Source organism: Paraburkholderia sp. J10-1 (assembly GCF_905220165.1).
Taxonomy (GTDB): domain Bacteria; phylum Pseudomonadota; class Gammaproteobacteria; order Burkholderiales; family Burkholderiaceae; genus Paraburkholderia.
The window spans coordinates 630,611-645,542 of the sequence record NZ_CAJMYW010000002.1 but is presented as its reverse complement, the minus strand read 5'-3'; the positions used below and the strand labels follow the sequence as shown (position 1 = coordinate 645,542).

The 14,932-nt window shown below is 67.3% G+C and carries 6 protein-coding genes; all 6 read left to right on the top strand.

The genetic code is table 11. The features are described from left to right. Window positions 1-7: 7 nt before the first annotated feature. Window positions 8-3,349 carry a maltose alpha-D-glucosyltransferase gene (gene treS, locus U5A65_RS09720; protein WP_321946442.1) on the top strand — a complete coding sequence of 1,114 codons (3,342 nt, stop codon included), beginning with the start codon at window positions 8-10 and terminating at the stop codon, window positions 3,347-3,349. Next, window positions 3,342-5,558, top strand: a complete 2,217-nt coding sequence (glgB, locus tag U5A65_RS09715) for a 1,4-alpha-glucan branching protein GlgB (protein ID WP_321946124.1) — start codon at window positions 3,342-3,344, stop codon at window positions 5,556-5,558. The genes treS and glgB overlap by 8 nt, the downstream gene beginning before the upstream one ends. Window positions 5,559-5,626: 68 nt before the next feature. Beyond that, window positions 5,627-7,846: a glycogen debranching protein GlgX gene (gene glgX / locus U5A65_RS09710; RefSeq protein ID WP_321933841.1), complete on the top strand. Its 2,220-nt coding sequence runs from the start codon at window positions 5,627-5,629 to the stop codon at window positions 7,844-7,846. 49 nt (window positions 7,847-7,895) lie between these two features. Beyond that, window positions 7,896-9,797: a malto-oligosyltrehalose trehalohydrolase gene (treZ, locus tag U5A65_RS09705; protein WP_321946123.1), complete on the top strand. Its 1,902-nt coding sequence runs from the start codon at window positions 7,896-7,898 to the stop codon at window positions 9,795-9,797. Beyond that, complete coding sequence (gene malQ / locus U5A65_RS09700; protein WP_321909768.1) at window positions 9,794-12,037, top strand: 4-alpha-glucanotransferase; 2,244 nt, start codon at window positions 9,794-9,796, stop codon at window positions 12,035-12,037. Before treZ ends, malQ begins: the two co-directional genes overlap by 4 nt. Then, window positions 12,034-14,922: a malto-oligosyltrehalose synthase gene (gene treY / locus U5A65_RS09695; RefSeq protein WP_321909769.1), complete on the top strand. Its 2,889-nt coding sequence runs from the start codon at window positions 12,034-12,036 to the stop codon at window positions 14,920-14,922. Before malQ ends, treY begins: the two co-directional genes overlap by 4 nt. Window positions 14,923-14,932 lie beyond the last annotated feature (10 nt).

The following is a 14,932-nucleotide window of genomic DNA, read 5'->3' as shown; positions in this document are numbered from 1 at the left end:
GCCGTCGATGCTTTCCGACGACCCGCTCTGGTACAAGGACGCGATCATCTACCAGGTGCACGTGAAGTCGTTCTTCGATTCGAACAACGACGGCGTAGGCGATTTCCCCGGCCTGCTCGCGAAGCTCGACTACATTGCGGGCCTGGGCGTGACGGCCATCTGGCTGCTGCCGTTCTACCCCTCGCCGCGCCGCGACGACGGCTACGACATCGCCGACTATCGCAACGTGCACCCGGACTACGGGCAGCTCGCCGACGTGCGCCGCTTCATTCAGGAAGCGCACGCGCGCGGCATCCGCGTGATCACCGAACTGGTCATCAACCATACCTCGGACCAGCATCCGTGGTTCCAGCGCGCGCGCCGCGCGAAGCCCGGCTCGAATCATCGCAACTACTACGTGTGGTCCGACACCGACCAAAAGTACCAGGGTACGCGCATCATCTTCATCGACACGGAAGCGTCGAACTGGACGCACGACCCCGTGGCTGGCGCGTATTACTGGCACCGCTTCTATTCGCACCAGCCCGACCTGAACTTCGACAATCCGGCCGTGCTGCGCGAAGTGCTGCAGGTCATGCGTTTCTGGCTCGACATGGGCATAGACGGGCTGCGTCTGGACGCCGTGCCTTACCTCGTGGAGCGTGAAGGCACGAACAACGAGAACCTGCCCGAAACGCACGGTATTCTGAAGCGCATCCGCGCGGCGATTGACGAGCACTACCCGAACCGCATGCTGCTGGCCGAAGCGAACCAGTGGCCGGAAGATGTGCAGGAGTACTTCGGCAACGAAGACGAATGCCACATGGCGTTCCACTTCCCGCTCATGCCGCGCCTCTATATGGCGATTGCGAGCGAGGACCGCTTCCCGATCCTCGACATCATGAAGCAGACGCCCGACTTGCTGCCAACCTGCCAGTGGGCGATCTTCCTGCGCAATCACGACGAACTCACGCTCGAAATGGTCACGGACTCCGAGCGCGATTACCTCTGGAACACCTACGCGAGCGACCGCCGCGCGCGCCTGAATCTCGGCATTCGCCGGCGCCTCGCGCCGCTCATGGAGCGCGACCGCCGCCGCATCGAACTCATCAACTCGCTGCTGCTCTCCATGCCCGGCACGCCGGTGATCTATTACGGCGACGAACTCGGCATGGGCGACAACATTCACCTGGGCGACCGCGACGGCGTACGCACGCCGATGCAGTGGTCGTCGGACCGCAACGGCGGCTTTTCGCGCGCCGATCCGGAACAGCTCGTGCTGCCGCCGCTCATGGGCTCCCTCTACGGTTACGACGCCATCAACGTCGAAGCGCAAAGCCGCGATCCGCATTCGCTGCTCAACTGGACGCGCCGCATGCTCGCCACGCGCCGGGCCAGGCAGGCGTTCGGCCGCGGGACGATCCGCTTCCTGCGCCCCGCAAACCGCAAGATTCTCGCGTACCTGCGCGAAATGCCCGGTGAAGCGCCGATCCTGTGCGTGGCGAATCTCTCGCGCGCGCCGCAGGCGGTGGAGCTCGATCTTTCCGAATTCGCAGGCATGTCCCCCGTGGAAATGACGGCGGATTCCGTGTTCCCGGCGGTTGGTCAGCTCCCCTATCTGCTGACCTTCCCGCCCTACGGCTTCCTGTGGTTCCTCCTGAGCGCCGGCGATCAGCGGCCTTCCTGGAGCCAGCCGACCTCCGAGCAATTGCCCGAGTTCGTGACGGTGGTGCTGCGTGAAGGCCAGGCGGGCGCGACGCCTGAAAACGTGCGGCTGCTCGAATCCGAAGTGCTGCCGTCGTGGCTCTCGCGGCGCCGCTGGTTCGCCTCGAAGGACAAGCCGCTGCGCGCCGTGCGCCTCGCGGCACTGACGACGATCTACGGCGCGGGCTTCGCGTTCACGGAAATCGAAGCGGAACTCGCGGATGGCACGAGCGAACGCTATGTACTCCCTATCGCCATCACGTGGGGCACCGAGATCACCACGCCGCTGCACATACAGCTCGCGCTCTCGCGCGTGCGGCGCGGCCGCACCGTGGGCTATTTGACCGACGCGTTCTCGCTGCCGTGGTTCGCCTATGGTGTGCTGCGCAAGCTGCGCGAGCGCGCCGCGGTGCCCACGGTGCAGCAGAGCACCATCCGCTTCGAGCCGACAGAACGCCTCGACGAACTGGACCTGGGCGACACGCCGGAAGTGCGCTGGCTCGCCGCTGAGCAGAGCAACAGCTCGCTCGTGATCGCCGAAACCCTCGTGCTCAAGATCGTGCGCCGGCTGATGGCGGGCGTGCACCCCGAAGCGGAAATGAGCCGCTACCTCACGAAACTCGGCTACGCGAACACGGCGCCGCTTTATGGCGAAGTGGTGCGCGTCGACCCTGCTGGGGTGCCGCACACGCTCATCATCGTGCAGGGTTTCATCGACAACCAGGGCAACGCGTGGGACTGGGCGCTCGACTATCTGCGCCGCACGATCGACGAACTCGCGCTCGCCATGGACGACGACACGAGCGTCGATCAGGCACACGAGGAAGAAGCCGTTCAAGGCTACTGCACGGTGATCGGCGCCATTGGCAAGCGTCTCGGCGAACTGCATGCGTTACTCTCGCGGCCCAGCGACGATGAAGCCTTCTCACCCGTTGCCGCCACGCCCGGCGACGTGCGTGCGTGGGTTGCCGACACGAAGACCATGCTCAACGAAGCGCTCGACATCGTCGCGCGGCATACGGGCGAGGACGAACAGACGCTCGACGAAGACGCCCGCGACCTCGCGCGCAGCCTGATCGATCGCCGCAAGGCGCTCGTCGCGAAAGTCGACGAACTCGTGCCGGACGACACGAAGGCCGTACGCATTCGCATCCACGGCGATTTCCACCTGGGCCAGGTCCTGCTTTCGCAGGGCGACGCCTATCTGATCGACTTCGAAGGCGAGCCCGCGCGCGCGCTCGAATACCGGCGCGCGAAGACCTCGCCGCTGCGCGACGTGGCGGGCCTGCTGCGCTCGCTCTCGTACGCGGGCGCGGCAGCGCAATCGACGCTCGAAAACGCACCGCAGCAAGTCGTCGATCGCAAGCGCGCCCTCTTCGAACGCTTCCGCGGTTATGCGGCGGAAGCGTTCTTGAGCCAATACCGCGCGGCCGTGGCCGAAGGTCCGCTCACGCTCGTGAGCGCTTCGCAGGAGCAGGCGCTGCTCGACCTGTTCCTGATCGAGAAGGCGGCGTACGAAATCCGCTACGAGGCGGCGAACCGCCCCACCTGGCTCGCACTGCCGGTGCGCGGCCTCGCCGCGCTGGCAGCGCGCGTGCTCGGGCTCCCGCCCACGCAGTCCACGCAGCACACGCAAACGCATGGCGGCGGAGGTGGCCATGGTTGACCGCGCGCCCCAAGCCGGCCTGAATCCGCACGACGCCGACGCGCTCGCCGGCGCCTACCACGCCGATCCTTTCGCCGTGCTCGGGCTGCACTGGGTGGACGGCGCGCCCTACGTGCGCGCGTGGCTGCCAAACGCCTCCGGCGCGAGCGTGGTGGCGCGCGACCGCGCCCATACGCTCGGCGAACTGTCGCTCGTGCATCCGGCGGGACTCTATGCAGGGCCGCTCGCAGAGGCGGTGCCGTACCGTCTCGTGGTCGACTGGCACGGCGTAAGTCAGGAAATAGAGGATACCTATTCTTTTGCACCGCAACTCTCGCACGAAGCGCTCGTGCGTCTCGCCGACGGCGACCCCTACGCGGTGCTCGAATGTCTCGGCGCGCGGCCCTTGACGTGCGACGGTGTGCCCGGCGTGCGCTTCGCGGTCTGGGCGCCGAATGCGAAGCGCGTTTCCGTGGTGGGCGACTTCAACGCGTGGGATGGGCGGCGTCACCCCATGCGGCTGCGCCACGAAGCGGGCGTATGGGAGCTTTTCATTCCCCGTGTGGCCCCCGGCGCTCGCTACAAGTACGAGATCCTTGGTGCGCGCGGCGTCGTCCTCCCGCTCAAGGCCGACCCCTGCGCGCTGCAGACGGAATGCCCACCGGGCACGGCGTCGATCGTCGCGCCCGTCGAAGCAATCGACCATTACGCGTGGCGCGACCAGGAGTGGCTGCTAACACGCGCCGAACGCCAGAACGCGCGCGCGGCCATGTCGGTCTACGAGGTGCACGCGCCCTCGTGGCTGCCCACACAAGGCGCCGATGCTCCCGCGCCCGACTGGAGCACGCTCGCCGAGCGTCTGATCCCCTACGCGCAGGGCATGGGCTTTACGCACATCGAATTGATGCCTGTGGCGGAGCATCCGTTTGGCGGCTCGTGGGGCTATCAGCCGCTTTCGCAGTTCGCACCCACCGCGCGGCTTGGCGCGCCGGTAGACTTTGCGGCGTTCGTCGATCGCGCGCACGAAGCGGGACTTGGCGTGATTCTCGACTGGGTGCCCGCGCACTTTCCGAATGACGCGCACGGTCTCGTCGATTTCGACGGCACGGCGCTCTACGAGCACGCCGACCCGCGCGAGGGCTATCACCCCGACTGGAACACGATGATCTACAACCTGGGACGCCGCGAGGTGAGCGCGTTCCTGATCGCGTCGGGTCTCGCCTGGCTCGTGCGTTATCACGTGGATGGGCTGCGCGTGGACGCGGTCGCCTCGATGCTCTACCGCGACTATTCGCGCGCGCAAGGCGAATGGGTGCCCAACCTCTATGGCGGCCGCGAAAATCTCGAATCGATCGCGTTCCTCAAGCGCCTCAATCATGAAACGCAATACGTTCCGCAGCGCCCGGGCGTCATCACCATTGCTGAGGAATCCACAGCATGGCCGGGCGTCACGGCACGCCCAGAGGATGGCGGCCTCGGCTTCCAGTTCAAGTGGAACATGGGCTGGATGCACGACACGCTGCACTACATGCAGGAAGACCCCGTTTATCGCCGCTATCACCATCACCTGATGACGTTCGCGATGGTCTACGCGTGGTCCGAACGCTTCGTGCTGCCGCTTTCGCATGACGAGGTGGTGCACGGCAAGGGGTCGCTGCTCGGCAAGATGCCGGGCGACCGCTGGCAGAAGTTCGCAAACCTGCGCGCGTATTTCGGCTTCATGTGGGCGCACCCGGGCAAGAAGCTGCTCTTCATGGGCGGCGAGTTCGGGCAGATGGCCGAATTCGATCACGACGGCACGCCCCACTGGAACCTGCTCGACGACCCGTTGCACCGCGGCGTGCAAACGCTCGTGCGCGACCTCAACCGCCTGTACGCGGGCGAACCCGCGCTCTACACGCTCGACTCGGAACCCGGCGGCTTCGAGTGGCTGGTTGCCGACGACAACGAAAACAGCGTGCTCGCGTGGCGCCGCGTAGACGGCTCGGGCCGCGAAATCGTGGTCATCTGCAACTTCACACCGGTGCCTCGCCACGGCTACCGTATCGGCATGCCGCAGCCGGGCCAGTGGGAAGAAGCGCTCAACACCGACGCCGAAGTGTACGGCGGCTCGAACATGGGCAACGGGGGTCTCGTTGCCACCGAGGGCGTGGCGAGCCACGGCAAGCCGCAGTCGGCCGCGCTCGTTCTGCCGCCGCTTGGCACGCTGATCCTGCGTCTGCGCCGATAAGGCTGCGCGGCGGGGGGATTTGATCAGGAAACCGATGCAAAACGAAGAACAACACATGGAGCATCGTCATGGCAAACGGTCCGCCTGAGCGTCTGCTGCCCGGCTCCCCCTGGCCGCTCGGGGCGACGTGGGACGGCCTTGGCACCAACTTCGCCGTGTTCTCGGCCCACGCCTGGCGCATCGAGCTGTGCCTCTTCGACCCCACCGGCCGCAAGGAGCGCACTCGCTACACGCTGCCCGAATGTACCGACGAGGTGTGGCACGGCTATCTTCCTGGAGCCCATCCGGGCACGGTCTATGGCCTGCGCGCGCATGGCGCGTATCAACCGCATCTGGGGCACCGCTTCAACCCGCACAAGTTGCTGCTGGACCCGTACGCGAAGCAACTCCTCGGCCAGTTCCGCTGGTCGGACACGCTGTACGGTTATCGCGCGCATTCGAACCGCGTGGACCTCTCGATCGACCGGCGCGATTCCGCGCCCGCCATGCCCAAATGCGTCGTGGTGAACGACAACTTCGACTGGTCGCGCGACCGGCGGCCCAATACGCCGTGGGGCGACACCGTGATTTACGAGGCGCATCTGCGCGGGCTCTCGATGCTGCGTCATGACTTGCGCACGCACATGCGCGGCACGTTTGCAGGTCTTGCCGCGCCGCGTTTCATCGAGCATCTGCACAAGCTCGGCGTGACGGCCATCGAGATCTTGCCGGTGCACGCGTTTCTCTCCGAGCGGTTTCTGATCGATCGTGGACTGCGCAACTACTGGGGCTACAACTCGGCCGCGTTCTTCGCGCCCGAGCCTAGCTACCTGGTGGGCTATGGCACCGACGAAATGCGCATTGCCGTACGGCAGCTGCATGCGGCGGGTATCGAAGTCTTTCTCGACGTGGTCTACAACCACACGTGCGAAGGCGGCGAAATGGGCCCCACCGTTTCGTGGCGCGGCCTCGACAACGCCAGCTATTACCGCTGCGTGCCCGGCGACGAGCGCCACTTCATCAACGACACGGGCTGCGGCAACACGCTCGACCTTTCGCATCCGCGCGTGCTGCAGATGGTCGCCGACTCGCTACGCCACTGGGCCACGTCATACGGCATCGACGGCTTTCGCTTCGACCTTGGCGTGACGCTCGGGCGCGAACACGCGGGCTTCGACCCGAACGGCGGGTTCTTCGACGTGCTGCGCCAGGACCCCGTACTGTCGCAATGCAAGCTGATCTCCGAGCCGTGGGACGTGGGCCCTGGCGGCTACCAGCTAGGCAACCATCCGCCCGGCTTTTCCGAATGGAACGACCGTTTTCGCGACAGCGTGCGGCGCTACTGGCGCGGCGCGCCGGGCCAGCGCGCGGACCTCGCGGCACGCCTGACCGGCAGCGCGGACCTGTTCGACAAACGCAAACGCCGGCCGTGGGCATCGATCAATTTCGTCACCTCGCACGACGGCTTCACGCTCGCCGACCTCGTTTCATACGAGCGCAAGCACAACGAGGCCAACGGCGAGGAGAACCGCGACGGCCACAATGAAAACTGGAGCGCGAACTGGGGCGTGGAAGGCCCCACCGACGACCCGGCCATCCTCGCCACGCGCGCGCGCGTGGCCCGCTCGATGATGGCCACGCTCCTTATCGCGCTCGGCACGCCCATGCTGCTCGCGGGCGACGAGTCCTGCCGCACGCAGCGCGGCAACAACAATGCGTACTGCCAGGACAACGATATTTCGTGGTTCGACTGGGCGCTCGCCGACACGCCCCAGGGCAAGGCCATGACGCGTTTCGCCGCGCGGGTGATCGCGCTGCGCCGCGAACACCCGCTGCTGCGCGAAACGCGCTTTTTGTTTGGCGAGCGCGAACTGATGCCCGGCGTGCACGACATCGACTGGTTCGACGAACGCGGCGAGCCGCTCTCGCCCGAGGCCTGGCACGACCCGGAAGCGAGCGCATTCACGATGCGGCGCGCAGGAGCGGGACTCCACGGCCAAATGGAAGTATTGTTGATGATGCTGAACGCTTCGCAGGGTGCGGTGACGTTCTCCGCGCCCGCGCCGCGCATGGCATGGGAGGTGCTGCTCGATACCGCCCGTCCCGATGCGGCGCCCTACGCGCTGCCCGACACGACGTACGAGCTGGCCGCGCGAGCGCTCGCCGTGCTGCGCGCCCGTCCGGCGCGTGCCGAAGCGCACCGGCCGCACGGCGCGCGCGACGACACGCCGACGCCGGACCCGCGCCGTACGCCGGGCGCGTCTGCGCCGGGCTCCCCCGCGGGCCCGGACGAAGCCGCGGCCGGATGAAAACTGGATGAGTCAGGCAAGCAACGAGGAAGCAAACCAGGAATCGACCATGTCCCCGCTTTCGCACGATCCGCACGCCCGCCAGTACATGCATTGCCTGCCGTTCGGCGCACAGCTGATCGGGGCGGCGCACACGCAGCCGCATACGCGCTTTCGCTTCTGGGCGCCTTCGTGTCGATCGGTGCAGATCGTTTTTGAAAACGTGAAGGACGCGCCCCCGCTCGACATGACGCCAACTGGCAACGGCTGGTTCGAAGCGCAGGCGCCGTGCGGGCCGGGCACGCTGTACCGCTACTGCATCGACGGTCAGCAACGCGTACCCGACCCCGCATCGCGCTTCCAGCCGCAAGGTGTGCACGGCCCGAGCGAAGTGCTCGACCCGCGCGCCTACGCCTGGCAGCGTGCGCACTGGCAAGGACGCCCGTGGGAAGAGACGGTGATCTACGAGCTGCACGTGGGCGCGCTGGGCGGCTATCAAGGTGTGATGAAACGTTTGCCCGCATTGGCCGCGCTTGGCGTGACGGCGGTCGAACTCATGCCGCTCAACGATTACCCGGGCGAGCGCGGCTGGGGCTACGACGTCGTGCTGCCCTACGCGCCGCACGCGGCCTATGGCAGTCCTGATGAACTGAAAGCGCTCGTGGACACCGCGCACGGGCTGGGGCTGCAGATGTTCATCGACGTCGTGTACAACCACTTCGGCCCGGACGGAAACTGGCTCGGCCACTATGCCAAGCCGTTTTTCCGCGAAGGCGTGAAGACGCCATGGGGCGAAGCACTCGACTTCGACCGCTTCGAAGTTCGCGACTTCTACTGCGACAACGCGCTCTACTGGCTCACAGAATATCGCTTCGACGGACTGCGCATCGACGCCGCGCATGCGATCGGCAACACCAACTGGCTGCGCGAGCTGGCCGATCATGTGAAGGCGCGCGTGGAGCCAGACCGGCATGTGCACCTCGTACTCGAAAACGAGCACAACGAAGCGAATCTGCTCGAATCGCACTTCAGCGCGCAATGGAACGATGATGCGCATCACTGCTTTCACGTGCTGCTGACCGGCGAATCGGAAGGCTACTACCGCGCGTTCGCGGATTCCCCCATCGGCAAGCTCGCGCGCGTGCTCGGCGAAGGTTTCGTGTACCAGGGCGAGCCGTCGCCCGTGCATGCGGGCGAGCCGCGCGGCGAACCGAGCGCGCACCTGCCCCCTACCGCGTTCGTGATGTTTTTGCAGAACCACGACCAGATCGGCAACCGCGCGCTCGGCGACCGCCTGCGCACGCTGGCCGACGACGACGCCTTGCGCGCGGCCACGGCCATGCTGCTGCTCTCGCCGCAAATTCCGCTGCTCTTCATGGAAGAGGAATACGGCTCGACGCAGCCGTTCCAGTTCTTCACCGCCTTCACCGGCCAGCTCGCCGAAGCCGTGCGCGAAGGGCGCCGCCGTGAATTCAAGGCATTCAGCGCGTTCAACGACGAGGCGAGCCGCGCGCGCATCCCCGATCCGAACGATCTGCAGACCTTCGTCAATTCGTCGCCGCCCGCCGATGCGCCGCTCGATGGCGAACGGCTCGAATGGATGCACTTCTACAAATCGGCGCTGTGCGTGCGGGCGCATTTGCTCATGCCGCGCCTGCGCCACGCGCGAGCACTCGGCGCCACCGTGCTGGCCGACGACGCCGCGAACGGGCTCGCCGCGCTCGTCGCGCGCTGGCGGCTCGACGACGGCGAAACGCTCACGATCGCGCTGAACCTGGGCCGCGACGGCGTGCCGCTCAGTCCGCGGCCCGAGGGCATGGTGATCTTCGAAACGCCGCCACGTGCGCGCGACTATGCCGACAATGGCGTGCTGCCCGAGAGCGCGTGCATCGCATGGCTCACCGGAGACGTACCCGGATATTCGAGCGAGCACGATGCGCGCGTCGTTCATCGCGAGGAGCCCTACGCATGAGCACGGCGCGCCGCAGCGAAACGCTCGCGACTCTCGCCGCCCGCGCGGGCTTCGAGGTCGAATGGACTGACGCGCACGGCGCCGTGCAGCGCGTGCCGGACAGCACGCTCGCCGCGCTGCTCGAATGCGCGGGCCTGCCATGCGCCAATGCCACGCAGATCCGCCAGAGTGCTTCCGCGCTGAACGCCGAGCAGTCGGCGCGGCGCCTGCCGCCGCTCATCACCGCCGAATACGACAGCGCCATCGAACTGCCGCCTTCGGTCGTGCGCGCGGGCAGCCACTATCGTGTCGACCTTGAAAGCGGCGAGCATATCGAAGGCCGCTTCACCTCGCCGCGCGGCGAGAGCGCGCTGCTCGCGCCGCTTGCGGAGCCGGGCTACCACACGCTCACGGTCAACGACCATCGCCTGACGATAGCGGTCGCGCCGCCGCACTGCCATACGGTTGCCGACGCCTGGCGCGCGCGTCATGGCGACAGCGGCACGGTGCCGCCGTTATGGGGGCTCGCCGCGCAATTATATGGACTCCGACGCAAAGGCGATGGCGGTATCGGCGACTACACCGCGCTCGCCACGCTCGCAACGCAAAGCGCGCGGCGCGGCGCGCAAGCGCTGGCAGTGAGCCCGACCCATGCGATGTTCAGCGCCGAGCCGGGCCACTTCAGCCCCTATTCGCCTTCGTCGCGCCTGTGGGTCAATGTCGCGCATATCGACCCGGCAGCGGTCTTTGGCGCCAAGGGCGCGCACGACGCGAGCGTGGCCGCGAATGCGGGCGACGCCTGGCGCGAACTCGAAGACGCACCGCTCGTGGACTGGCAGCGTGCGTTGCCGCTCAAGCTCAAGGTGCTGCGCGCGCTGTACGAACGCTTCGACACGGACGAACGTGCAAGCGGCTCGCCGCGCGCCGCTGTGTTCGCCGCATTCTGCGCGCAGGGCGGCGAAGCACTCGAAGACCACGCGCGTTTCGAGGCGCTGCAAGAGGCCATGCTGCACGGCCCCGGCGGCGAGCGCCATTGGCGCGACTGGCCCGAACCGCTGCGCGACCCGCGCAGCGCCGACGTGGCGACGTTCGCGCAGGAACATCGGCGCGAAGTCGACTTTCATTGCTTCCTGCAATGGCTCGCGGCAGAAGGGCTTTCGGGCGCACAACGCAGCGCGCGAGAGGCCGGCATGGCGATCGGCCTCGTCGCCGATCTCGCCGTGGGCTGCGATGGCGGCGGCTCGCACGCGTGGTCACTGCCGCAGGACATGCTGCAACGCGTGTCGGTCGGCGCGCCGCCCGACATCTTCAACCAGGCCGGGCAAAGCTGGGGCCTCACCACGTTCTCGCCGCGCGCGATGCACAACAATGGCTTTCGGGCGTTCATCGACATGCTGCGCGCGGCGTTCGCCCATGCGGGCGGCGTGCGCATCGATCATATCCTCGGGCTGCGGCGGCTCTGGCTCGTGCCCGAAGGCGAAAGTGCGCGCCACGGCGCGTATCTGCGCTATCCGTTCGACGACCTCGTGCGGCTCATCGCGCTCGAGTCGTGGCGTCATCGCGCGATCGTGATCGGCGAAGACCTCGGAACCGTGCCACCGGGGCTGCGCGAGCGGCTCGCGGCGCACGGCCTGTATGGCATCCGCGTGCTGTGGTTCGAGCGCGACGGCAAGGGCTTTCTCGCGCCCGAGCGCTGGGACCCCCACGGCGTTGCAACGACCACCACGCACGATCTGGCGACCGTCGCGGGCTGGTGGAGCGGCGCGGATATCGACTGGCGCAACCGTATCGGCCAGACGCTCCCGCGCGCCGATGGGCTCGACCCCGTCGCGCTCGACCACGCGCAGCGCGCGGAAGATCGCGTCGCGCTCTGGCACGCGTTGCAGCAAAGCGGGCTCGCACCGCACGACGCCAATCCGCCGCCAGCCGACGACCCGCCCGTGAATGCCGCACTCGCCTATGTCGCGGCAACGAGGAGCCCGCTCGTCACCTGTCCGCTCGAAGACCTGCTCGCGTTGGCCGATCAGCCGAATCTGCCCGGCTCGATCGACGAGCATCCGAACTGGCGCCGCCGCCTGCCGCTGCCCGTCGAGTCGCTGTTCACCGATCCGGCCGTTGCCGCGCGCGTTCAAGCCGTCGTACACGCACGCGAGGCCGTCGCGCGTACGCAGGTCGACCCGAGCGCCGGTGCAGGCGCGCATGACGCCCACCCAACCGCCAGCGGCGCGCCATACGCGCCCGAAAAGAAGCCGACGCCATGACCTACCCTCGCGCGACGCTGCGCCTGCAGCTCCATCACGGCTTCACGTTCGACGACGCGCTCGCGCAGCTCGACTACTTCGCCGCGCTCGGCGTGAGCCATCTCTACCTTTCTCCGGTCACGACCGCGCAGCCCGGATCGATGCACGGCTACGACACCGTCGATTACGGCACGGTGAGCGCGGAGCTGGGCGGCGAAGGCGCGTTGCGCCGCTTCGCCGCGAAAGTGCACGAGCGTGGCATGGGCATCGTCGCCGACTTCGTGCCGAATCATATGGGCGTGGGCGGCGCTCACAACGCCTGGTGGCTCGACATTCTCGAATGGGGGCGCCACAGCGCGTATGCGCGCCATTTCGACGTGGACTGGCACTCGCCCGACCCCGCCCTGCGCGGCAAGGTGCTGATGCCGTTTCTCGGCGCACAGTACGGCGAAGAACTCGCGGCAGGCCGTATCGAGCTGAAGTTCGACCCGGTCGCCGCGCGCTTCTACGTGCAATACGGGCCGCACGTGTGCCCGATCTGCCCGACCGACTATGCAGCGCTCCTGCAGTCCGCCAACCGCGCCGATCTCAACACCCTCGCCGGGCCGTTCCAGGGCCTCACGACCCAGCCCGACGATCAGGAGCGCGCCGCCGCCGGGCGCGATGCGCTGCGCGCGTTCGTCGAACGGGCCGGCACGGACCCCATCGAATTTGTTCTGGAATCCTATTCAAGTAGCGACCCGGTGCCGCGCGACCGGCTGCACCGCTTGCTGGAGCGCCAGCACTTCCGGCTCGCCTGGTGGCGCACCGCCACCGACGAGATCAACTGGCGTCGCTTCTTCGACGTTACCGCGCTCGCAGGCGTGCGTGTGGAACGCCACGACGTGTTCGAGGCCGTGCACAAGCTCATGTTTCGCCTCTACGCCGACGGCGTGATCGACGGCTTGCGCATCGATCATATCGACGGGCTCGCGGACCCGCGCGAGTACTGCGAACGCCTGCGGCAACGGCTCGCCACGCTGCGTGCCACGCCGCCGTACATCGTGGTCGAGAAAATTCTCGCGCAAGGCGAAACGCTGCGCGACGACTGGCCCGTGCAAGGCACGACAGGCTACGACTTCATGAACGACGTGGGCGCGTTTCTGCACGATCCCGCGGGCGCCGCGCCGCTTGCCGAAGCGTGGACCGCCATCTCCGGCGACGGCCGGCCGTTCGCGGCCTACGCGCTCGATGCGCGCCGCGAAATGCTGGCCGCCTATCTCCCCGCGGAACTCGACCATGCCACTCGCGCGCTGCACCGTATCGCGCGCGAACTGCCGGGCACGCGCGACACCACCTATGCGTCGGTGCACCGCGTGGCCGCGCATCTGGCCATGTACTTCCCGATCTACCGGATCTATCCGGTGAACGGCTTGCGCGGCGCGCTCGACAACCGTTATTTCGATGTTGCGCTCGAAGCCGCGCGACGCGCGCTGCCGCGCGCGAGCCTGGCGGCGCTCGATCTCGTCGATGGCTGGCTAGGCGGCCGCGCCCCCGAGCCGGCAGCGAACAACACCGGCAGCGGTAGCGGCAACAGCGGCGGCGGCGGCGGCAGTGCCAAGCCGCCACGCGCCGCGCCGGCCGGCGCAAACACGAATGCGGGCAACAGCCAGGCAAATACGCCGCTCAGCCATGCGCTTATTGCGCAACGCACGGCGCTTGCGCTGTTCTCGCAGCTCACCGCGCCGCTTGCGGCAAAGGCCACGGAAGACACCGCGCTCTATCGCTACGGACGCCTGCTCTCGCGCAACGAAGTGGGCGCGGACCCCGACGATTTCGCGCGCACGCCACATGACTTTCATGCGGCGAACCGCCTGCGCCAGCGCCGCCCTTATGGGCTGCTCGCTACGGCCACGCACGACCACAAGCGCGGCGAGGACGTGCGCGCGCGGCTCGCCGTGCTAAGCGAGATCGCGCTCGACTGGAGCAACACGTTGCGTGCCTGGTCGGCGCTGAACCAGACACATCGCCGTACCGACGCGACGGCCGGCGCGGCATGGTCGCCTGGGCCCGCCGCTGAGGCGATGCTTTATCAAACGCTCGTGGGCTGCTGGCCGCCCGAACTGGACCCCGGCGACAAAGCGGGCGTGCATGCGCTGGCGGAGCGTGTGTCGAAGTGGCAGCTCAAAGCGTTGCGCGAAGCGAAGCTGCGCACGAACTGGCTCTCGCCCGATGAAACCTATGAATCGGAGTGCCAGGCATTTCTCTTCGATATCCTCGCACCGCAACGGCGCGACGGCTTCTTGCAGGCACTTGCCGGGTTCGTCGCGCACGTGGCGCCCGCGGGCGCGCTCAATACGCTCGTGCAAACGGTGCTTCGGCTCACCTCGCCGGGCGTACCTGACCTTTATCAGGGGACCGAACTATGGGATTTCAGCCTCGTCGATCCCGATAACCGGCGCCCTGTCGACTACGCGGCCCGCGCAGCCGCGCTCGACAATCAAGCGCCTGCCGCAAAGCTGAAAGACTGGCGCAACGCACACGTGAAGCTGGCCACCGTGCATCGCCTGCTCGCGCTGCGAGCGAAAATGCCGGAACTCTTGCGCGAAGGCGAATATCTGCCGCTCACGGTGAACGGCGCACAGGCTTCACACGTGATTGCGTTCGCGCGCCATCACGGCAACGCTTGGGCCATCGTGATCGGCACGCGCCACGCCGCGGGGCTGCTGGATGGCGACACGCCGCTCGTCGCACCCGCACGCTGGGACGATACGACCGTTGAACTGCCCAAGGGCTGCACGCAAGCCACGTTGCACGACTGGCTCAGCGACGCAACGCACACGGTGCCCGAAGGCGGCACGCTTGCAGTGCGCGACATCCTGAGCGCCATGCCGGTGGCCGTGCTCTCGACGCTCACGCGCAGCTAAGATGCGCGCT